Raw genomic sequence first — 20,755 nt, 5'->3', positions numbered from 1 at the left:
GCCAGATTAGGATTTCTGGCAGGATTCGGAAGGGTGAAGCGGGCAAGATTTCTCCACAATCGGTGGAGAACGTAGCGCTATCACCCCTCGCGGATTTTCCGGCGCGTATCGCGAACGGTCGACCATGCCCCGTACACCACCAAAGCGGCCAGGAATATCCAGACCCAGGCCGGTATATTGCGCCCCGCCAAGGCGAGATAAAGATAGGCGGAAACGAAGCAGAAGCCGGCGCACAGCGTCGGAACCACCGTGGAACGCCCCGCCCGTGCACGCTTCACGAGCCAGGCAATCGAGGCGAGGAAGAACGGTATCGCCCCGACATAAATCGCCCCGAATATGAACGGGTTGACGCCATATTCTGCGCCGAGTGAGAGGAACCACTGGTAAATTTCGGCAATCATGTTCGACCCTTCTATGCGCCAGGCTGAGCGGTCACAGCAATTTCTCGATATCCTTGGCGATTGCCTTGGGCGCATCGGCCGAGCCGTAACGCTTCACCACATTGCCTTCCCTGTCGATCAGGAACTTGGTGAAATTCCACTTGATCGATTTCGAGCCCATAAGGCCGGGCGCTTCGCCCTTCATCCAGTCGAACAGCGGGCTGGCCTCGGGTCCGTTTACGTCGACCTTGGCCATCAGCGGAAAGGTCAGACCGAAATTGACCTTGCAGAAGCTTTCGATTTCATCGGCGTCACCGGGCTCCTGGTTGCCGAATTGGTTGCATGGGAACGCCAGCACCTCGAAGCCCTTGTCTCCATAATCCTGATAAAGCTTCTCGAGCCCGTCGTACTGAGGTGTGAAGCCGCACTTGCTGGCGGTGTTTACCACCAGCAGCACCTTGCCCAGCTTTTCGGACAGGTCGAGTGGTGCGCCCTTGCTCGTCGCAACGGTGAAATCGGCAATTGTCGTCATGGGCAGGTCAATCCTTGCGGCGATAGGTGAAGTCGAAGCTGGTCTGCCACGAAAGACCATGATCGGTCGAGGCTTCTCCGTGCTGTCGCACGCTTCGATCGGAATTTTGCGTGTAGGTCATGCGGACCAATTGATGCGGAGCGGCCGGTCCCGGCCAGTTTCCGACAAGGATCATCGCCCCCCGCTTGTCCCGCCCGAAAATTCGACCGCTCCGGGACTTCCGCCGACCCATTTCTGGTGCCAGATCCCGCTTGCAGGATCGAGATGGTTCAAGCTGGTGCCCCCCGGCCCGCGCAGGGGCATCCAGCTTTCGATCACCGCACAGCCATTGTGTTTGCGCTCGATACGGCTGTCGGCAACCTTTGCACCGTCGGCGCGGAAAACATCCCACTCGCCGATCCAGAAATCGAAACCGGCGTGGGCCGGAGTGTCACAGGCTGGCGGCGGCACGGGCTGTCCGGCAACGGCAGATTGCGTCAACAGCAGCGCAAGAACGATATTGGACATGGACCGGTCCCTCCCTTGGCGCGCAGCCTGTCATTGCCGGGCCGCACCGCAAAGGTGGTTTCGACCAATCGGGAACGGTCGCCTATGAGCGGGGGAAATCCGGCCGTGCGGCCAGCTCAGCGATTTCGGCGGCCTGGAACTGCCGGTCACCCGCCTTTTCAATGTAGTATTTGCCGCGCTCTGCCTCATCCATCAGCATGATATGGGCGATGAGTTCTGCGAAGCTGCCCTGACGAAGGCCCTTCGCGCCATCGAGAACACCGTCGCCGTCACCTTCACGGTGGAGGGATGCGCGGTCGTCCCACTGGATACCGGGACGATGGGTGCCTTCGGCGCGGAATGTGCTGGGATGGTCGGTCATGCAAAATCTCCTTTGCCTGCCCAACGATCGAAAGCGCCTGCGTATCCTACTCAAGCACCCCTTCGTGCAACCGCACCACGCGGTCCATGCGCTGGGCAAGGCGTTCGTTGTGGGTCGCGATCAGGGCCGCGCTGCCTTCACCCCTTACCAGGGCGAGAAATTGTTCGAGGACCTTGTTCGACGTCGCTTCGTCGAGATTGCCCGTCGGTTCGTCGGCCAGCACCAGCTTGGGCCGGTTGGCAAGGCCGCGGGCCACCGCCACGCGTTGCTGTTCGCCGCCCGAAAGCTTGCTTGGCCGATGGGTCATCCGGTGTTCCAGGCCCAAGGCGGTGAGCAGTTCTTCCGCCCGCGCTTCGGCTTCTTCGCGCGACTTTTCAGCGACCAGCTGGGGTAACACCACGTTTTCGCGGGCATCGAAGTCAGGCAGGAGATGATGGAACTGGTACACGAAGCCCAGATGATCGCGCCGCAAGATCGTGCGGGCGTGCGAATCGGATTTCTCCGCCGATTGTCCCGCGATCAGGATTTCGCCGCCAAAACCGCCTTCAAGCAATCCAACCGCCTGCAGCAAGGTCGACTTGCCCGACCCCGATGGCCCCAACAGCGCGACGATTTCGCCCGGCTGCACCACCAGATCGACCCCGCGCAGCACGTCGATACGAACGCCGCCCTGTTCGAAACTGCGGGTCAACCCGCGCAATTCAACGACCGGATTATTCATAACGAAGCACCTGAACCGGATCCGTGCTCGCCGCCTTCCACGCGGGATACAGCGTAGCTAGGAAGCTGAGCACCAGCGCCAGCAGCACGATCATGCCCACTTCGACCGGATCGGTCTTGGACGGCAGCGTGGTGAGGAAGCGGACCTGCGGGTCCCACAATTCCTGCCCTGTCGCCCAGCTGATGAATTCGACGATGGGCTGGCGGAAGATCAGCACGATAAAGCCCAGCGCCAGACCCGCCATCGTGCCGATGGCGCCAACGGTGAAGCCGGTGGTCACAAAAATCTTCATCAGGCTGCGGCGCGTTGCCCCCATCGTGCGCATGATCGCGATGTCGCGGGTCTTTGCGCGAACCAGCATCACCAGGCTCGAAAGGATGTTGAACGCGGCCACCAGCACCATGAAGCTCAGGGCGAAGGCCATTGCCACCCGCTCGACCTGGAGGGCTTCGAACAGCGTGGAATTGATGGTCTTCCAGTCGGCCACCACAGCCTTGCCTTCGACGGCCCGCTGGACGGGGGCCAGAATTTCGCCGACTTCGTCAGGGTCCTCGACCTTGATTTCGATCATGCCGACCGTGTCGCCCAGCAACAGCAACGTCTGCGCATCCTGCATTGGCATCACGACAAAGGCGCCGTCATAGTCGTAAACGCCGACCTCGAAGATGGCCCCCACTTCGTATCCGATCTGCCGCGGCACGGTGCCGAACGGCGTGGAGCGTCCCTGCGGATTGATGATGGTGATCGTATCGCCCACGCGCGCGCCGATATTCTCGGCCAGGCGCACGCCGATGGCAACGCGGCTGGCACCCGGCTTGATCGAATCAATGCTGCCACTGACAACCTTGTCGCCCAGCGCGCGGATGTTTTCGGCGGTGTTGCCGCGAACGAGGATGGCTTCGACACGGCCATTGAAACTGGTGAGCAAGGGCTGTTCGATCAGCGGGTTCGCTTCCACGACGCCCGGTGTCTGTTTCACTTCCTGGAGCACGCTTTCCCAATCGTCGAGCCGTCCGCCATACGCCTGCACGATGGCATGGCCGTTCAGGCCCACGATCTTGTCGAGCAATTCGGCGCGAAAGCCGTTCATAACGCTCATGACGATGACCAGCATGGCCACCGAAAGCATGACCACACCTATGGAAATGCCGGCGACCAGCGCGATGAATGCCTCGCTCTTGCCCGGAAGCAGGTAGCGTTTGGCAATCGTCCATTCGAAAGGGGAAAGGATCAAGGCAGCTCTTTGTCTGTGTTCAGCGGATGCCTGCGCCGTGTAGGCAGACGAAGCTTGCCGTGCAATGAAATCGTGTGCGCTCGTTCGCCAAGGCGCGCACTGCCCTTGTAATCGTAACGTAACACCGCCATTGGGGCGCGCATCCGGAACAGCCGCGGCGGACAGGCCTTCAATGAACCTAACCCATCCGTTTCTAGACGAGGATGGCGACAAGCTGCGCGAAGAGTGCGGCGTATTTGGCGCCATCAACGCAACCGACGCTGCGGCGGCGACAGCGCTGGGCCTCCACGCCCTGCAGCACCGCGGGCAGGAAGCAGCCGGCATAACCAGTTTTAATGGCGCGGAATTCTTCTCGCGGCGGGCGCTGGGCCACGTGGCGGAAAACTTCTCCAGTCAGGAAGCGATCGGCGAATTGCCCGGTTTCATGGCTGCGGGCCACGTGCGGTATTCGACCACCGGCGGCGCCGGGCTGCGCAACGTGCAACCCTTGTATGCCGATCTGGCCAGCGGTGGATTCGCCGTGGCGCACAACGGCAATATTTCGAACGCCGGAACGCTGCGCGAAGAACTGGTCGGGCGGGGTTCGATCTTCCAGTCGACGAGCGATACCGAAGTCATCATCCACCTGGTCGCAACCAGCCGGTATCCCACGATCATGGATCGCCTGATCGATGCCCTGCGCCTGCTCGAAGGGGCGTATGCGCTGATCGTGATGACGCCGGAAGGCATGATCGCCTGCCGCGACCCCTTGGGCATTCGCCCGTTGCAGATGGGCAAGATCGGCGATGCCACCCTGTTCGCAAGCGAAACCGTGGCGTTCGACGTGGTCGGCGCGGAATTCGTGCGGCAGGTCGAACCCGGCGAAATCATCAAGGTGGATTTCGACGGCAAGATCGAATCCCTCCATCCTTTCGGCAACCATCGCGCGCGCCCCTGCATCTTCGAACATGTCTATTTCAGTCGACCTGATTCCGTTTTCGACGGGCGCAGCATCTACGAAGCGCGCAAGGCCATCGGCGCCGAACTTGCCCGGGAAAAGCCGGTCGAAGCGGATCTGGTCGTGCCTGTTCCCGACAGCGGCGTGCCCGCAGCCATCGGGTACGCGCAGGAATCGGGTATCCCGTTCGAACTGGGCATCATCCGTTCGCACTATGTCGGACGCACCTTCATCCAGCCCAGCGATGGCGCGCGGCATGCAGGCGTCAAGCGCAAGCACAACGCCAACCGCGCCCTGGTGGAAGGCAAGCGGATCGTCCTGATCGACGACAGCATCGTGCGCGGCACCACGTCTATGCAGATCGTCGAGATGATGCGCGACGCGGGGGCAAGCGAAGTGCATTTCCGTGTTGCCAGCCCGCCCACGGCACACAGCTGTTTTTACGGCGTGGACACCCCGGAACGCAGCAAGCTCCTCGCCGCACGAATGCAGCTGGAACCCATGCGCCAGTTCATCAAGGCGGACAGTCTCGCCTTCATATCGATTGACGGCCTTTATCGTGCGGTCGGGGAAAAGCCGCGCAATTCGGCCTGTCCGCAATTCTGCGACGCCTGCTTCACGGGCGACTACCCCACCCCGCTTACCGATCTTTCCAAACGCGAAAGCCGCCAGCAGGAGCTGGCGCTGCCGGTAGAGGCGGCCGAATAATGGCCAAACCGATGGAAGACCGGCTGGTTCTGGTAACCGGCGCCAGCAAGGGCATCGGCGCGGCCACGGCCAAGGCCTTTGCAAACGCCGGCGCCCACGTGATCATCACCGGGCGCGATGTGCGCGCGCTGGAGACGGTGGAAGACGCGATCCACGCCGAAGGCGGCAATTCCACGATCGCACCGGTGGACCTTGCCGAAGCGGACGGCATTGCCCGCCTGGCAACCGCGATTTCCGGGCGCTGGGACAAACTGGACGCTCTGGTCCTCAGCGCAGCCTATCTCCCCGCTCTTACCCCTGTCACACAGATCGACGGGAAGCAGTTCAGCCAGGCGATGACGGTCAATGTGCTCGCCACGCAGGCGTTGCTGGCCAATTTCGATCCCTTGCTGAAACGCGCCGATGCCGGACGCGTCCTTGGCCTCACCAGCAGCGTCGGCGCAGCGCCGCGTGCCTACTGGTCCGCCTATGGCGCAAGCAAGGCGGCGTTCGACAACCTGCTCGAAAGCTACGCCGCCGAAGTCGAGAAGATTTCCAAGGTTCGCGTTGCCGTAATCGATCCGGGCGCGACTCGCACCGCCATGCGTGCCAAGGCCTATCCCGGTGAAGACCCCCAGACAGTCAAACCGCCCGAAACGGTCGCAAACCGCCTCGTCGAGCTGGTTGTTAACGATTTCGAGGGATTTCACCGAGAGCGCGTGGAAGACTGAGTTAACCAGTCTCGGTCACTGCTTGGCAACTCCAAACCGTCAGATTCCGGAATAATACATCGCGAACACGCGAGGTGCGTATGAGCCGGAAATTCGATTTGGAAGGGCGTGACATGACCTATCAGACACAGGACCGTTATCTGGTCGCTGCGCAGGAAGATCGGTGCGCCCCGCGGACCAAACTCACCATCCCGGGACAGCTGCGTGCTTCCGGCGGACGGGCATTCCAGACGGTCGTTCACGACCTGTCGATTTCGGGTTTCTCCGCCGCGGCCATCAACCGCATGCACGAAGGTCAGCTTTGCTGGCTCACCCTGCCCGGCCTGGAATCGCTTCAGGCGCAGGTCGTGTGGTGGGAAAATTGCATGGTCGGTTGTGCGTTCAGCGAATTGCTCAGCCCCATCGTGCACGACAACATCCTCGCACGCTACAGCGGCGAAGGGGCGTATCGCCCTTACTGAAACGGGTCGCACCGGTTCGGCGTATCTCAACCAGGGGTGGTTTGGCGGCATGTGTCCGACCGGGCCTGAACCTGCGTCGTAACCGTGCCGTCGGTGGCGGTGTACCGTTCGCGGTCACCGCCACCAATCGCTTCAGTCGAGATCGCCCGCAACAGTCGATACGACAGACTGGAACGCCCCACGATGGGCGCTGCTCGTCGCGGTGGACCAGTTGCTGATAACGGCCACTACCAACTGCTTTTCCGGGACAATGGTGATCGCCTGGCCGAATATTCCCTGCGCGCCATATCTGCCTTCGGGATAGGCCCACCACTGGTAGCCATAGCCAAAGCCCGGCGCGTTGGGTCCGAAGTCCACCAGGGGCGAACCTGCCTTGGCGAACCACCCGTCGGGAACGACACCTTTTCCGCCCTCCAGAACGAACTGTCCGAAGCGGGCATAATCCGACAGGCGCAGCGACAGGCAGCAGCCACCGATGTTGCCCCCGGTCAGATCCTGCATCCAGAACATCCCGCCCGAAAGCCCTGCGGGCTCGACGATCTTTTGCGCGGCATACGCTGCCAGCGATTGCCCGGTCGCCTGTTCGACTATCAGGCCAAGCAGGTTCGTCTCCAGCGTCTTGTAGACCCATTTGGTCCCGGCCGGCGCTTCGCGTTTCAAGGTCCGGGCATAGGTCACGGCCTGCGATTCCCCCGCAACCGGCGCGATCGCCAGCATCCTTGCCACGTCGCTGTCAGGATCGGTGTAATCCTCGTTCCAGGCCACGCCCGAAGTCATGCTGGCAATCTGGCCTACCGTCACCCCGTCATAGGCCGTGCCCGAAAGCGCGGGGATCACATTGACCACCGGCGTGTCGATGCTGGCGATCCGGCCATCTTCAATCGCTGCACCAAGCAGTGTCGAGGTGAAGCTCTTGGCGACCGAGAAGCTCGTCCAGCGATCATCGGGCTGCAAGCCGAGGCCGTAATCCTCGAACACCACCGAACCGTTGTGCAGGACCATCACGCCGGCGGCATTGCTTTCGGCCATGAAGCTGCGGATCTTCGCCTGCGTGGTGACAGGCAGACCGGCGCCCCGGACCAGCACGCGCGGATCGTTCGCTGCGGCAATCTCAAGACCCGGAAACATGCTTTCCATATCGCGGAAGGCGGAAGATCGGCGTTCATCGTTCCAGAACAGGATCGATTCTCCCGGATCCATGCTCGCCATTTGGGCAGGCATGCTTTGCGTAACGGCTGGCGGTGCGGCGACCGTCCGTACCTCGTCGATCGTGGCACATCCCGCCAGTGCGATGGCCAGTGTGGAAACCAGTACGCTACGCATGTTCTCTCTCCCCCTTTTATTCCTTGATCAGCGTGACCTGGTGGACATCGATACCGCCGCCACGAAAGCCGCCTTCGCAATACATCAGATAGTACCGCCACAGGGCGCAAAACTGCGTATCGAAACCATCGGGCAGCAGCCCGTCATCCTGCGCCGCATCGAAATTCTCGCGCCACGCCTTGAGCGTTTCGGCGTAATCGAGACCGAAGTCGGCCTGATCGCGCCACGCCAGACCCCGTTCTTGCGCCAGCTGGCGAAATTCGCTGTTACGGATCAGCAACCCGCCCGGAAAGACATAGGCCTGGATGAAGTCGGCGCTCTTCGCGTATTCGTCGAACAGTTCGTCGCGCATGGAAATGTACTGGATCGCCGCGCGCCCTCCCGGTTTCAGGTTTCGCGCGACGCAATCCAGGAAGGTCGGCCAGTATTCGCGCCCCAGCGCCTCGACCATTTCCACGCTGACGATCGCATCGAACTGCCCTTGCGTGTCGCGGTAATCCTGCTTGCGGAAATCGATCGCGGCCGCGTGATGCGCCCGCGCCCAGTCCAGCTGCGCGTCCGAAAGGCTGATCGCGGTAACATCGCTGCCCTGGCTGTGCAGGTAATCCGCCAACGCACCCCATCCGCAGCCGATTTCGAGCGTTGTGGCGGGCCTGCCGACGCGATCTGACAGGGCGGCCCATTTCCGGCGCTGAGCGGCTTCCAGCCCATCGCCTGCCCATCCAAGCGCCGAGGAATAGCACATCGTGGGGTCGAGCCAGCGTGCATAGAAATCATTGCCTAGATCGTAATGGGCAGAAATGTTCTTGCGCGCGCCGGTGTGGGTGTTTCGATTGACCAGATGCGCGAGTTTCAGCGCGTGTCTGAAAGGCCCCTTTGCCCTGGCCGTGTCACCCAGCCGCCGCGCGTGTTGTGCGAACAGGGCGAACAGGGAGACGATATCGTCGCATTCCCATTCGCCCGCTTCCCAGGCCTGGTACCAACCGACCGAACCGTTGCTTGCAAGGCGTACCAGAGCGTTCCAGCTCATCAGGTCGACCTTGCATTCGAACCCCGGCGCATGCCCGCCGAGTATCCGCTGCGTTCCGTCGGGCAGCCGCGCAGAGATTGCCCCGGTGATCAGCGCTGCGTCGATGCGATCGAGTATCTTGCCAAAGCCGGGGGCCACAAGGCGCGCCAGAACGCCGGGCTTGCGGGCGAAACGTTGCGCGCCTTCGATCAGCTCTCGGCCCCGGGGCTTGGTAGTTTGCATGTCCATTGCAGCCGCTATTGCGCGGGGCGCGGCGCGAGGCAAGCTAGCCTTTGCTTTTGCGGTACGCTTCCAGCGCGCGTTCGCGGGCCTCGCGATGCCCGATCATCTTGACCGGATAGCGCCCCCGCCGGCCATCGGCCGGATCGTGGATTTCGCTATCGGGCAACCGGGCAAGTTCAGGCACATATTCGCGGATGTAATCCGCCGCGTCGAACTTCTCGCTCTGCGTCAGCGGGGCCATGATGCGGCTGAACATGTTGCTGTCCACGCCGGTGCCGCTGATCCATTGCCAATTGACCCCATTGTTGGCGTAATCGGCATCCACGAGGCAATCCCAGTACCAGCGTTCGCCGTACCTCCAGTCCACCAACAAGTGCTTCACCAGGAAGCTGGCACAGATCATCCGCACCCGGTTGTGCATCCATCCCGTTTGCCACAGCTGGCGCATCCCGGCGTCCACGATGGGATAACCGGTCATCCCCTTTTGCCACGCCTCCAGATCGGCTGCGATCAGATGGCCGGCTTCGGGATGCCGCCACAAGGTCCGTTCGTCGTAATCCCGGTAACTTTCCTTAGGGTAATCGGGAAAGCGGTCGATCACGTTCTGGGCATAGTCACGCCAGATGATTTCCTTGGCGAACACCCGCCACCCGTCGCTGCGTTTGTCCTTGAGCGTGTGCCACACCTGCGCGGGGCTGATTTCGCCCCAATGCAGATGCGGGGACAGGCGCGAAGTGATGTCCTGCGACGGCAAGTTGCGCCCTTCATCGTATTGCGCAACGTGGTCAGTCCACCAGTCCAGCCGGTCGTGCGCGGCCGCTTCGCCAACCTGCCAGAACGCCCGTATCCCGTCCGCCCAGTCGGGGCCGGTGGGAAGCAAGTTCCAATCGGCGAGATCGTCGCTTTCCGGCCACGCTTCGGGCGAATGGATCGCCCCGGGCACATCCAGAGGGCTGCGGGGCGGCATGCATTCGAGCATCGATTTCGAAAACGGCGTGTAGATCTTGTAAGGTTCCCCCGAACCGGTGGTCAGGGTACCGGGGGGCAGCAGGTAGTTTCCATCGTAAAGGCACAGCCTGCGGTCTTCGCCGAGTGCATCGCGAAGTTCGTCTTCGGCCTCTTTCCACCACGGTTCGTAGTGCCGGATGGCGTGAATGCAGGTTGCGCCCGTCTGCGCGGCAATTGCGGCCAGAACCTGCGGCGCGTCCCCTTTGCGCAGGACAATCCGGGAATGCCGGCTGCCCAGCGTCTTGCCCAGCCTTTCCAGCGAATGGTGCAGCCACCACCGGGATGCGCCGCCATAGGCATGATCGCCCGCCCGGTCGTCATCGAGCACATAGACAGGGATTACTGGACCGGCTTGCGCGGCAGCGTGGAAAGCGGGCTGGTCGGCAAGGCGCAAGTCGCGCCGCAGCCAGACTATCTGCGGTGAATTCATGCCAACGGAACCCAATTGATCACGCGATTGTTCCCCTGACATGGAAATGCATCGGTCCGACATCGTCCAGCCGGAAGTAGCCCCTCTTCCCGCCGAAACCATCCGGCTGCCCGAACGCGGCTATTCGGTCAATCGCCGCAAGGCGCTGGTCGCGGCAATCGCCTGCTGGATCGGCTGGGCCGTTATGGTCTGGCTGGTTACGCAGGGGAAGACCGGCGATTTCGATCGATCCGGCCTGTTGCTCGCGCGGTTCGGGCCGGACTTTGCCTTTGACGGGCCGAACTGGATACAAGAGGCCGTGCGCGACACGACCGCGCTGGGCGGGGTCTTCCTATCCACGCTGGCGACGATCGGTGCTGTCGTCGCGCTGCTGTTCCTCAAACTCCGCCGTGAAGCCGTGCTGTTCGCGTCATCGGTGTTCCTAGGCTGGATGCTCAACAACACGATGAAGGCCCTGGTCGGACGCGAACGGCCGGAAATTGTGCCCCACCTGACGATCGCTGACGGTGCCAGCTTTCCAAGCGGGCACAGTTTCGCCTCCGCAATGATCTACATCGGGATGGCTCTGGCCTTCGCGTCGATGAGCAAGCGCCATTCTGTGCGTTACACGCTCGTCGGTTCGGCCATGGTCATATCGGCCATGATCGCGTGGAGCCGCGTGCTGCTGGGGGTGCATTTTCCCAGCGATGTCGTGGCGGGCTGGCTCGGCGGCGCCGGTTGGGCTTTCCTAGCCGCCGCGCTGCTTCACAAACCTGCCAAATCAGCCGCCGAAAGCGAAGCTGCCGAACATCTCGATCCTACTTCGGAAACGCACAGGCAGAAGCGGGCAATGCGACACTGAACCGATCCCGCGCCAGTGGATCATAAAACCGGGCGTCGCGCAGCACGAACATCCCCTCGCCGATCTTTTCGATGAACGGTGCGCGTGACCAGAACAGGAACGCACGGGCCTCGGGATCGACGGCAGCGACCGCGTCGAGGCGGCAGAAGGACAGCGGAATGCTCCACGGCTTCACGATCTTGGGGCTGTCGTTCGATGGCCCTGCGTATCCGGGCATGATTGCAGGCCGCCCGTCGGCCTGGACGAAAATCAGTTCGCGTTGCCAGAAAGCGAACGGCACCGGCGAAGCGATCGTTTCCGAATACTGCCCGTCGTTGAGCGTCATGCGTTCTGCATCGCGGGTGATCAGGCCGTTGGCCAGGATGTAAAAGGCAGATGCCAGCAAAGCCAACCGCGCCGGACGCGTCCAGTCCGACCCGCGTCGTTCGCGCCGAAGCGAAAACCAGGTTGCAAACCCCATCACCGCCCAAAGCCACAGATCGATGATGAACAAGGTGTCGCCGTGGAACCATTCGCTGCTGAACGGTTCGAGCAAGCGGATGCCGTAGACGTTCAGCCAGTCGAGCGCAGGGTGCGTCAGACAGCCGAGGAAGCTTAGAAGGAACAGCCATTTGAAGCTGACGGGTAAGCGCCCTTCGGGCCGTTTGCCCCGTTTGGCCTGCCAGCGATCATAGCCATAGAGCAGCGCTGCCAGCACCAGCGGCAACAGCACCAGCGCGGGCGGGCCGTGGGTAATACCCCGGCGAAACCCGAGGTGCTCCTGCCCATCGAGCCAGAACAGACACGCCGCGTCCACATCGGGCAGGTTCGCCCCGATGATCAGTGCGGGCATGGCCAGCCCGGTCTTTTTCTTCAGTCCGGCCTGCCCGATCAGCGCGCCGACAAGCGAATGGGTAAGATTGTCCAACGATCGATGCCGTAGGGGGCGCTAGATCGGATCTTGCGCCGTGCCGCTCACCGTCCAGGTCTGACCCTTTGCGAGCAGTTTGGCGAGGTTCGCCTCCTTGCCTGCACTGGATTTTTGCCGCTCTTCGATAACCGCGTCTTCGAAGGTGGGACGCGGGTCGTCGTACAGGACGCCCAGAGCCATCGGGAACGGCCCGAACGGCATTTCCACCAGCATGTGGGCGATCGAACGGTTGGTCACATCGTGCACGATTACCCCAACAGACTGCCAATCGCCATCGACGATATCGACAACCGTCAGGGTCAGCGCGTCACGATCGAGCGCAATGCCCTTGGTTCCGCCGGCAAAGAGCATGGGTTCGCCATTTTCCAGCCAGAGCTGGCGATCCTCGGCACCCTTGGGGGCGGCAAAATCGTCGAACACGTCCTTGTTGTAGACGATGCAGTTCTGGAAAATCTCGATGAACGCCGCGCCCTTGTGAGCATGGGCGGCCTTGAGCACGTCGGGCAGGTTCTTCGACACATCGAAACCCCGCCCGACGAAGCGAGCGCCCGCGCCAAGCGCAAAAGCCGCGGGACGCGCAGGGTGATCGTAACTGCCGATGGGCGTCGAGGGCGACTTGGTTCCTTCACGGCTGGTCGGCGATGCCTGCCCCTTGGTCAGACCGTAAATCTCATTGTTGAACAGCATGATCTGCATGTTCACGTTGCGGCGCAAGACATGCATCAGATGGTTGCCGCCGATGGACAAGCCGTCCCCGTCGCCGGTGACCAGCCAGATGTCGAGATCGGGGTTGGCCAGTTTCACACCGGTCGCAAACGCAGGCGCGCGGCCGTGGATCGTGTGGAAGCCATAGCTTTCGACGTAATAGGGAAACCGGCTCGAACAGCCGATGCCCGAAATGAAAACCGTGTTCGCCGGGTCCGCGCCAAGCTGCGGCAGCGTCCGCTGCACAGCCTTGAGAATGGCATAGTCCCCGCACCCCGGACACCAGCGGACTTCCTGGTCGGTTTCCCAGTCCTTGAGCGTGGTTTCGAGCTTTACGGGTGCGTTCATTGGGAGTTTCCGATCACGATGCCGGACGCGATGATTGCGGCGATCGCAAGCGCGATCATCACAACAATCACGACCTTCTTGGTTTGATCATTCATGGTCATCAGTTTCCGTCGCCGGACTTGGCAGCTGCTGGTCGTTGACCGGCACTTCGCCGCCTTCATTCCCGTCGATGCCGTCGAAGAATTTTGCGATCGCCGCTTCCAGTTCGGCAATCTGGAATGGCTGGCCGCTGGTCTTGGTGAGCGGCAGGGCATCGACGAGGAACTGGTCGCGCAAAACGGTCTTGAACTGGCCGGTGTTCATCTCGGGGACGAGCACCTTGTCGAAGCCGCGCAGCAGATCGCCGAGGTTGGCAGGAAGCGGCCAGATATGGCGGACATGAATGTGGCTGACGTCCAGGCCCCTGGCGCGGCAATTGTCGACCGCGCGATGGATCGGGCCGAAGGTCGAACCCCAACCGACAACGGCAAGCGTGCCCGAGGTTTCGCCGAGGCAGACCTCCTGATCGGGGACTTTCACATCGTCGATCTTGCCCTTGCGCAGATCGGTCATGCGCTGGTGGTTGTCGGGCGAATAGTCGATATTGCCGGTGAGCTCGTGTTTCTCGATCCCGCCGATCCGGTGCATGAGTCCCGGCGTCCCCGGCTTGACCCAGGGCCGTGCGCCCTTCTCGTCGCGCTTGTACGGCAGGAATTTGTCGCCATCGTTGGGATGGTCGAGGAACTTGGCCGGAAACGGCGTGAAGGTTGCAGGATCGGGCACCTTCCACGGTTCGGCGGCGTTGGCGATGTATCCGTCGGTCAGCAGCATGACGGGGGTCATGTATTCCACCGCGATCCGGCAAGCCTCGATCGCCACCTCGAAGGCATCGGACGGGCTGCGGGCTGCGATGACCGGCATCGGCGCGTCGCCGTTACGGCCATAGACCGCCTGGTAAAGATCGCTCTGCTCGGTCTTGGTCGGCAGTCCGGTGGACGGGCCGCCGCGCTGCGAGTTGACGATGACGAGCGGTAGTTCGGTCATGATGGCAAGGCCCATTGCCTCGCCCTTCAGGGCGATGCCGGGGCCCGACGACGAGGTGACACCAAGCTGGCCGGCGTAGCTTGCGCCGATCGCGGCACAGATCGCGGCGATCTCGTCTTCCGCCTGGAAGGTCGTGACGCCGAATTCCTTGAGCCGGGCGAGATGGTGCAGGATCGCGCTGGCGGGGGTAATCGGGTAACCGCCAAAAAACATCGGCAATTCGGCCAGCTGCGCGCCGGCAACGAGGCCCAGGCTTACCGCCTCTGCGCCCGTGACCGTGCGGTAAAGCCCGGGTTCGGAAGGAACCGGATCGATGTGGACCTGCCGCAGCGGTCCGGCGAGTTCGGCCGTTTCCCCATATGCGTGGCCCGCATCGAGCGCGGCGATATTCGCATCGGCAATATCGGGCTTCGACTTGAACTTGGCTTTCAGCCAATCGTGGATCGGGTCGCGCGGACGATCGAACATCCACAGCGCAAGGCCCAGGGTCCACATGTTCTTCGACCGGAGCGCGTCCTTGTTTCCCAGCCCGAAAGGCTTGACCGCTTCGATCGTGCGTTCGGAAATGTCGAACGCCAACACGTCGAACTTCGCCAGGCTACCGTCTTCGAGCGGGTTCGCATCGTAATGCGCCTTGTCGAGGTTGCGCTTGGTAAAGGCGCCGGTGTCGGCAATGATCAGCCCGCCCGGTTTCAAGGCCGCCAGATTCGTCTTCAGCGCAGCGGGGTTCATCGCCACCAGAACATCGGGCGCATCGCCCGCGGTGTTGATTTCGCGGCTGCCGAAATTGATCTGGAACGCCGACACGCCGAATAGCGTGCCCTGGGGCGCGCGGATTTCGGCGGGGAAATCGGGAAACGTCGCAAGGTCATTGCCCGCCAGCGCCGTCGACAGCGTAAACTGTCCTCCGGTCAACTGCATTCCGTCACCAGAATCGCCGGCGAAACGCACGACGATAGCGTCGGTAGTGTGGGGGGCGCCGACGTGCGGCGTGGTGGCGGCTGTTGCCATCCGGTCTATCCTTGTCTCGCGCCATCTTACTGGGCGCTCGGTCCATCGGGGTGCCGCACCTAGGAGGGCCCCCCTCCTCTCGCAATCAACATTTTCTCTGCTAGCGAGAAAAAGCGGCATGGAAAAGCGTGCGCGACACGCTAAGTCCCGAAAAGCAACGCATACGGCAAAACACCTGGTGGGAGAGAGACCATGGCGGATACAGAACATTACGTGCGCGACGACGTTCGCGGCTTCCTCGACATGCTCGAAGCGATGGGCGGCAAGGGAGTGGAAGAAGTCGGCCATCTCGAAGGGCGCGAACAGATGCGCGCCATGGGCAGCGTTGCCGAAGCCGATCCCCGCAAGCTCGCCATTGTAAAGGATATCACCTGCCCCGGCCCCGCTGGCGACATCCCGCTGCGATTCTACGACACGCGTGAGACGCGTGATGCCGGACCCTGCGTGATTTTTATCCACGGTGGTGGTTTCGTGATCGGCGATATCGGAATCTACAACGCCCTCTGCACCGAAATTTCGCATCACCTCGACCTTCCGGTGATCTCGGTCGAATACCGCCTCGCCCCCGAACACCCCTTCCCCGCGGCGCCGGACGATTGCGAAGCGGCTGCACGCTGGGTGGCGTCTTCCCCCGCTGAACTGGGCCGCACGATCACCGGCCTTGTCATCACCGGCGACAGCGCGGGCGGCAATCTGACCATCGTCACCACCAACCAGTTGATGAACGAACCGGCCGATGTGCCAGTCATCGTGCAGGCTCCGATCTACCCGGTGGCCAGCGATATCAGCCAGCACTCCAGCATGGCCATGTTCGCCGAAGGCTTCCTGCTGACCGGTGCCGCGATGTCGTGGTTCACGGACCAATACGGCGGCGATGCTGCCGATCCGCGCCACACCCCGATGGTCGGCGATTGTTCGAACACGCCGCCGACCGTTGTGTGCACCGCCGGTCTCGATCCCTTGCGCGATTCGGGCCGCGAATACGCATCGCATCTCGTCCAGCTCGGCACCGAGGTGGTGTATCTCGAATTCCCCGGCATCATTCACGGGTTCACCACCCTGCGAAAGGCCATTCCCAGCGGCCAGCGCGATCTCGAGGCTTTCCTCGATGCGGTCAAACTGATGGTTGGGCGCTACGCATGAAGGAAACGCTCGCCTACCGTCCATGTGTTGGCGTGATGCTCGTCAATGCCGACGGGCGCGTGTTCGTGGGGCGGCGGATCGACAACCGCGAGGGCGACTGGTGGCAGATGCCCCAGGGCGGCGTCGATGAAGGCGAAGACCTGCGCGATGCCGCCATGCGCGAACTGGCCGAAGAAACCGGCGCGCGGCCGGAACACGTCACGATCCTGAAGGAGATGGACGAACCGGTGCGCTACGACCTGCCGGACGAACTTATGGGAAAGCTGTGGGGCGGGAAATATCGCGGGCAGGAACAGGTCTGGTTCCTCGCCCGCTTTACCGGTCAGGACGCCGACATCGACCTCGAGGCGCATGACCCGCCGGAATTCTGCGACTGGAAATGGGCCGAACCCGAACACCTTCCCGATCTCATCGTTCCGTTCAAGAAGCGCGTCTATCGCACTGTCGTCGAAGCGTTTCGAGAGCTGGTGTAGCTCAGTTCGTCTGGGTAACCTTGGCGTCCGGCAGCACCGCCTCTGCCGTCATCACGCGGGGTGCAGGACCGGCCGCAATCGATACGGCGAGCTTCTGTGTTTCGGGGCAGGTCTTGCCGCACAGCGATTCCAGCTTGGCCAGATTGCTGCGCGCCTTTTCCAGCGCACCCTTTTCGAGCAGCGCTTCCCCTTCGCCCGCGATGGCCGCAAGGTTGCGCGGTTCACGATTCAGAGCTTCGCGGTAATACCGGATCGCCTTTCCCTGGAGCTTGTCCGCGCGCGCAGCCTCCGCCAACTTCAGGAGGATCGGCGTATAGCCCGGATCGATCGCCATCGCCGCTTCGTAGGCATCGATTGCATTTTGCACGTTACCTTGCGCCAGCGACGCCTGGCCTTGCGAAATCAGCGCAGCAGCCCTCGGTGCAGGATCGCGGCCTGCGCCAAAGCCAACACTGGCCGTTACGGCGAAGGCCAGCGAAAGGGCTGCGGCAGCGGGGGCAAAGCGCATGATCGTCTCCAACGTGGGTCGTCCAGGGGCAGGCAAATCAGCCATCTACAGAAACGCTATCACGCTCTTTCTGCACAGGCGATGAAAAATCCGTCCGTTGCGTCGTGATGCGGCGTCAGGCGGGTTCCCTTGCCATGTTGCCGGCCAAGCGGCAGCGCCAGTTCGCGGGCACGCCAACCGGCGTTGCGCGCAAGGAAAGCATCGAACTGGTCGGCCCCTTCGGCATCGAGGACGGAACAGGTCACATACACCAACCGCCCACCCGGCTTCACCAGTTCGGCTGCCAGTTCAAGCAGGTAGGACTGGATATTCACAAGGCGCACAAGCTCGCCCTCGTCCAGCCTCCAGCGCGCTTCGGGGTTGCGGCGCCACGTTCCGGTTCCCGAGCAGGGGGCGTCCACCAGCACCGCGTCGGTCATGCCAATCAGGTCGGCAAGCGCTTCTCGTTCACGCTGGGGATCAAGCAGCCGGGCTTCGATATCCGTTGCCCCTGCCCGTTCGGCACGCGGCGCAAGGCGTGACAGCCGGCCACGATCCGTGTCCGCGGCGACCAGTACGCCCAGATTGTCCATCGCAGCGGCGAGCGCCAGGGTCTTGCCGCCGCCGCCTGCGCACAGGTCGACCACCGTCTCGCCCGGTTGCGCGCCGACGGCGAGACAGGCGATCTGCGATCCGGTGTCCTGCACTTCGATCATTCCGCCGCGATAGGCATCCCATTGTTCGACCTGCGTCCCCGATTCGAGGCGCAGGCCATGGGGCGCGGCAGTTGGCTGCGCGGGTGACGGCAATTCTAGGGTAGCTCGCTCGGCCTTGAGTGTGTTCACGCGCAGATCGAGCGGGGCACGATCCAGCAGCGCTGTCGCCTCGGCACCGTCCATGCCCGACGCAGCGAGCCGCGCTTCCAACCATTTCGGTGCCACACCGCCTTCGGCCGCCGCATCCTCTGGCGCTATGGGCGCCGGCGCGTATTGCGATCCATCGAACAGCGCCGATACGGTTTCGTCAATCTGGGCGAGACGCAGCATGGCCGCGCGCCCGCTGGCCGGAATCGGGCCGCTGGCGCGGATGGCCGCATAGACAAGTTCGCGAATTGCGCGGCGATCTTTCGATCCGGCAAACCGGTTGTTGCGGAACCAGTCGGACAGGATCCGGTCCGCCGGGGCGCCCTTGGCGCGCGCGGCTGCAATCACGGAATCGAGCAATTCGATGGCGGTCTGGACGCGGGGACCCGGCCTCAACGGCTCTCTCCAGGCCTAACGCGTGGGATAGTTCGGCGCCTCACGCGTGATCGAAACATCGTGGACATGGCTCTCGGCAAGGCCCGCGTTGGTGATACGGACGAACTGCGCGCGCTGGCGAAGGTCTTCGATCGTGGCGCTGCCGGTGTAACCCATGGCCGCCTTGATCCCGCCAACAAGCTGGTGAACCACCGCGCTCGCCGGACCCTTGAAGGGAACCTGGCCCTCGATACCTTCGGGCACCAGCTTCTGCTGCGAAACATCCTGCTGGAAATAACGGTCGGCGCTGCCGCGAGCCATCGCGCCCACGCTGCCCATGCCGCGATAGCTCTTGTAGCTGCGCCCCTGGTAAATGAAGGTTTCGCCGGGCGCTTCTTCCGTGCCGGCAAGCATCGAACCGATCATGATCGTCGATGCACCCGCAGCCAGTGCCTTGGCGGCATCGCCGCTGGTTCGAAGGCCACCGTCACCGATAACGGGCACGCCTTCCTTTTCCGCCGCTTCTGCGCAATCCATGATCGCGGTGAGCTGCGGCACGCCGACACCGGCCACAACTCGCGTGGTGCAGATCGATCCCGGCCCGATGCCGACCTTCACCGCATCCGCACCTGCGCCGATCAGCGCACGGGTCGCTTCGGCCGTGGCGACATTGCCGGCAATCACCTGCACCGAGTTCGACAGCGCTTTCACGCGTTCCACCGCGCGGGCGACGTCCTTGTTGTGCCCATGGGCGGTGTCGATAACCACCACGTCGACTTCGGCATCGATCAGGGCCTGCGTACGCTCGAACCCCTTGTCGCCGACGGTCGTGGCGGCGGCCACGCGCAAGCGGCCGGTATCGTCCTTCGTTGCCGAAGGATAGGCGACCGCCTTTTCGATATCCTTGACCGTGATCAGGCCAACGCAGCGTCCATCGCCATCGACCACCAGCAGCTTTTCGATCCGCCGCTGGTGCAGCAGGCGGCGCGCTTCTTCCTGACCCGTGCCGAGCGGAACGGTGGCGAGATTTTCGACCGTCATCAGTTCACCGATCGGCTGACGGGGATTTTCGGCAAAGCGCACGTCGCGATTGGTCAGTATACCGCACAGCTTGCCGCCGCGATCGGTGACCGGAATGCCGCTGATGCGGTTTTTCGTCATGATCGCCTGCGCTTCGCCCAGCGTGGCGTCAGGATGGATGGTGATGGGATTGACCACCATGCCGCTCTCGTACCGCTTGACCGCGCGAACGGCGGCGGCCTGGTCCTCGACCTCGAAATTGCGGTGGAGCACGCCAATGCCGCCCATCTGGGCCATGGCAATCGCCATATCGGCTTCGGTTACCGTGTCCATCGCGCTGGAAATAACCGGAATGTTGAGCGAAATCGTCCGCGTCAGACGCGTTCCGGTGTTCGCCATGGAAGGCAGGATATCGCTCTCGGCCGGACGCAGGAGAACGTCGTCAAAGGTAAGGCCGAGGGGGATTTCCATAAGTGCCACTTTCTGTGCGCGCGCCTGCGCGTGAGGGGAGATTCGTGGCGGCCCATGTAACGACGGATTGTGGCGGGCGCTAGTGGGGTGCGCGAGAGTTCGTCCGCTCTAATCGTTTTCGGCAGCTGGCCGAGATCGCAGACTCTCGATTTCGCGTGCGGTCCTGACGGCGGGATCGGTGGCAATCTCTTCCAGCGTTCCCACCCGTTCCTGCAGTTTGGTCACCAGGTTGCGCAGACGCTCGTTTTCTTCATCGACAGCCCTTAACGTTCGGACCGGTGCCACCTTGGACTCGACATAGAATTCCACATAGCCGCATCCTTCGCAGCGGCGCGATACCATATCCGAAGTCTTGGCCCCGATGCCCAGCATCGATTTCCAGAACCCAGGTTCGCCATCCATCCATTTGACGCGGCCGCCGGTGTCGGGGAGAAAAACGAAACCTTGCGCCATGCGTGCGCGGCATTTGGGACACTGTGGCATGGATATCTTCCTGTCGCTGTGAGATTGGATTGGATTCA

At 62.5% G+C, this 20,755-nt stretch carries 22 protein-coding genes; 6 read left to right on the top strand and 16 right to left on the bottom strand.

Annotation, left to right across the window (positions count from 1 at the left end):
• Positions 1 to 80: 80 nt before the first annotated feature.
• The 6 genes from VR863_RS04570 to VR863_RS04545 form a co-directional block, all read right to left on the bottom strand.
• Positions 81 to 401: a hypothetical protein gene (locus VR863_RS04570; RefSeq protein WP_324827244.1), complete on the bottom strand. Its 321-nt coding sequence runs from the start codon at positions 399 to 401 to the stop codon at positions 81 to 83.
• Between the two features lie 31 nt (positions 402 to 432).
• The gene (locus tag VR863_RS04565; protein ID WP_324827243.1) at positions 433 to 912 is read right to left on the bottom strand and encodes a glutathione peroxidase; all 480 of its coding nucleotides are present in this window, start codon (positions 910 to 912) and stop codon (positions 433 to 435) included.
• A 171-nt stretch (positions 913 to 1,083) separates the two neighbouring features.
• On the bottom strand, positions 1,084 to 1,419 hold the full coding sequence (locus VR863_RS04560; protein ID WP_324827242.1) for a hypothetical protein: 336 nt from the start codon (positions 1,417 to 1,419) through the stop codon (positions 1,084 to 1,086).
• An 82-nt stretch (positions 1,420 to 1,501) separates the two neighbouring features.
• Positions 1,502 to 1,780: a hypothetical protein gene (locus VR863_RS04555; RefSeq protein ID WP_324827241.1), complete on the bottom strand. Its 279-nt coding sequence runs from the start codon at positions 1,778 to 1,780 to the stop codon at positions 1,502 to 1,504.
• A 46-nt stretch (positions 1,781 to 1,826) separates the two neighbouring features.
• Positions 1,827 to 2,501, bottom strand: a complete 675-nt coding sequence (locus VR863_RS04550; protein ID WP_324827240.1) for an ABC transporter ATP-binding protein — start codon at positions 2,499 to 2,501, stop codon at positions 1,827 to 1,829.
• The gene (locus tag VR863_RS04545) at positions 2,494 to 3,735 is read right to left on the bottom strand and encodes a lipoprotein-releasing ABC transporter permease subunit (protein ID WP_324827239.1); all 1,242 of its coding nucleotides are present in this window, start codon (positions 3,733 to 3,735) and stop codon (positions 2,494 to 2,496) included. Before VR863_RS04545 ends, VR863_RS04550 begins: the two co-directional genes overlap by 8 nt.
• A 172-nt stretch (positions 3,736 to 3,907) precedes the next feature.
• Here VR863_RS04545 and purF point away from each other — a divergent pair, with 172 nt between their 5' ends.
• The 3 genes from purF to VR863_RS04530 all read left to right on the top strand — a co-directional run bounded on the left by purF (position 3,908) and on the right by VR863_RS04530 (position 6,551).
• Positions 3,908 to 5,380, top strand: a complete 1,473-nt coding sequence (purF, locus tag VR863_RS04540) for an amidophosphoribosyltransferase (protein ID WP_324827238.1) — start codon at positions 3,908 to 3,910, stop codon at positions 5,378 to 5,380.
• Positions 5,380 to 6,090: an SDR family NAD(P)-dependent oxidoreductase gene (locus tag VR863_RS04535; RefSeq protein ID WP_324827237.1), complete on the top strand. Its 711-nt coding sequence runs from the start codon at positions 5,380 to 5,382 to the stop codon at positions 6,088 to 6,090. Before purF ends, VR863_RS04535 begins: the two co-directional genes overlap by 1 nt.
• A gap of 113 nt (positions 6,091 to 6,203) precedes the next feature.
• Complete coding sequence (locus VR863_RS04530; RefSeq protein WP_324827571.1) at positions 6,204 to 6,551, top strand: PilZ domain-containing protein; 348 nt, start codon at positions 6,204 to 6,206, stop codon at positions 6,549 to 6,551.
• A 132-nt stretch (positions 6,552 to 6,683) separates the two neighbouring features.
• On the opposite strand, the gene VR863_RS04525 is transcribed toward VR863_RS04530, so the two are convergent.
• From VR863_RS04525 to VR863_RS04515, 3 genes are read right to left on the bottom strand one after another with little or no spacing between them, the layout of a single operon-like run.
• Positions 6,684 to 7,874 (bottom strand): serine hydrolase domain-containing protein, encoded by a 1,191-nt coding sequence (locus tag VR863_RS04525; RefSeq protein ID WP_324827236.1) that lies wholly within the window; start codon positions 7,872 to 7,874, stop codon positions 6,684 to 6,686.
• A gap of 16 nt (positions 7,875 to 7,890) precedes the next feature.
• Positions 7,891 to 9,132 (bottom strand): cyclopropane-fatty-acyl-phospholipid synthase family protein, encoded by a 1,242-nt coding sequence (locus VR863_RS04520; protein ID WP_324827235.1) that lies wholly within the window; start codon positions 9,130 to 9,132, stop codon positions 7,891 to 7,893.
• Between the two features lie 37 nt (positions 9,133 to 9,169).
• Positions 9,170 to 10,564 carry a cryptochrome/photolyase family protein gene (locus VR863_RS04515; RefSeq protein ID WP_324827234.1) on the bottom strand — a complete coding sequence of 465 codons (1,395 nt, stop codon included), beginning with the start codon at positions 10,562 to 10,564 and terminating at the stop codon, positions 9,170 to 9,172.
• A 46-nt stretch (positions 10,565 to 10,610) separates the two neighbouring features.
• On the opposite strand from VR863_RS04515, the gene VR863_RS04510 reads away from it, so the two are divergent.
• Positions 10,611 to 11,405 carry a phosphatase PAP2 family protein gene (locus VR863_RS04510; RefSeq protein WP_324827233.1) on the top strand — a complete coding sequence of 265 codons (795 nt, stop codon included), beginning with the start codon at positions 10,611 to 10,613 and terminating at the stop codon, positions 11,403 to 11,405.
• Here the strand turns inward: VR863_RS04510 and VR863_RS04505 are convergent.
• The 3 genes from VR863_RS04505 to VR863_RS04495 form a co-directional block, all read right to left on the bottom strand.
• Entirely contained in the window at positions 11,362 to 12,312 is a 951-nt protein-coding gene (locus VR863_RS04505) for a metal-dependent hydrolase (protein ID WP_324827232.1), read from the bottom strand. The two genes, VR863_RS04510 and VR863_RS04505, sit on opposite strands and share 44 nt — an antisense overlap.
• Before the next feature lie 21 nt (positions 12,313 to 12,333).
• Entirely contained in the window at positions 12,334 to 13,368 is a 1,035-nt protein-coding gene (locus VR863_RS04500) for a 2-oxoacid:ferredoxin oxidoreductase subunit beta (RefSeq protein WP_324827231.1), read from the bottom strand.
• An 87-nt stretch (positions 13,369 to 13,455) separates the two neighbouring features.
• Positions 13,456 to 15,402, bottom strand: a complete 1,947-nt coding sequence (locus VR863_RS04495; protein WP_324827230.1) for a 2-oxoacid:acceptor oxidoreductase subunit alpha — start codon at positions 15,400 to 15,402, stop codon at positions 13,456 to 13,458.
• Between the two features lie 192 nt (positions 15,403 to 15,594).
• Here VR863_RS04495 and VR863_RS04490 point away from each other — a divergent pair, with 192 nt between their 5' ends.
• Entirely contained in the window at positions 15,595 to 16,545 is a 951-nt protein-coding gene (locus tag VR863_RS04490; RefSeq protein WP_324827229.1) for an alpha/beta hydrolase, read from the top strand.
• Positions 16,542 to 17,018 (top strand): RNA pyrophosphohydrolase, encoded by a 477-nt coding sequence (locus tag VR863_RS04485; RefSeq protein WP_324827228.1) that lies wholly within the window; start codon positions 16,542 to 16,544, stop codon positions 17,016 to 17,018. The genes VR863_RS04490 and VR863_RS04485 overlap by 4 nt, the downstream gene beginning before the upstream one ends.
• 1 nt (position 17,019) lies before the next feature.
• Here the strand turns inward: VR863_RS04485 and VR863_RS04480 are convergent, their stop codons facing one another.
• The 4 genes from VR863_RS04480 to VR863_RS04465 form a co-directional block, all read right to left on the bottom strand.
• Positions 17,020 to 17,526: a tetratricopeptide repeat protein gene (locus VR863_RS04480; RefSeq protein ID WP_324827227.1), complete on the bottom strand. Its 507-nt coding sequence runs from the start codon at positions 17,524 to 17,526 to the stop codon at positions 17,020 to 17,022.
• A 59-nt stretch (positions 17,527 to 17,585) separates the two neighbouring features.
• On the bottom strand, positions 17,586 to 18,764 hold the full coding sequence (locus VR863_RS04475) for an RsmB/NOP family class I SAM-dependent RNA methyltransferase (RefSeq protein WP_324827226.1): 1,179 nt from the start codon (positions 18,762 to 18,764) through the stop codon (positions 17,586 to 17,588).
• Between the two features lie 15 nt (positions 18,765 to 18,779).
• Positions 18,780 to 20,234 (bottom strand): IMP dehydrogenase, encoded by a 1,455-nt coding sequence (guaB, locus tag VR863_RS04470; protein ID WP_324827225.1) that lies wholly within the window; start codon positions 20,232 to 20,234, stop codon positions 18,780 to 18,782.
• A 108-nt stretch (positions 20,235 to 20,342) separates the two neighbouring features.
• Positions 20,343 to 20,717 (bottom strand): hypothetical protein, encoded by a 375-nt coding sequence (locus tag VR863_RS04465; RefSeq protein ID WP_324827224.1) that lies wholly within the window; start codon positions 20,715 to 20,717, stop codon positions 20,343 to 20,345.
• Positions 20,718 to 20,755 lie beyond the last annotated feature (38 nt).

Source organism: Qipengyuania zhejiangensis (assembly GCF_035607565.1).
GTDB classification, from domain to species: domain Bacteria; phylum Pseudomonadota; class Alphaproteobacteria; order Sphingomonadales; family Sphingomonadaceae; genus Qipengyuania; species Qipengyuania zhejiangensis.
The sequence above is the reverse complement of the archived record's forward strand: the minus strand, read 5'-3'. Positions and strand labels throughout refer to the sequence as shown.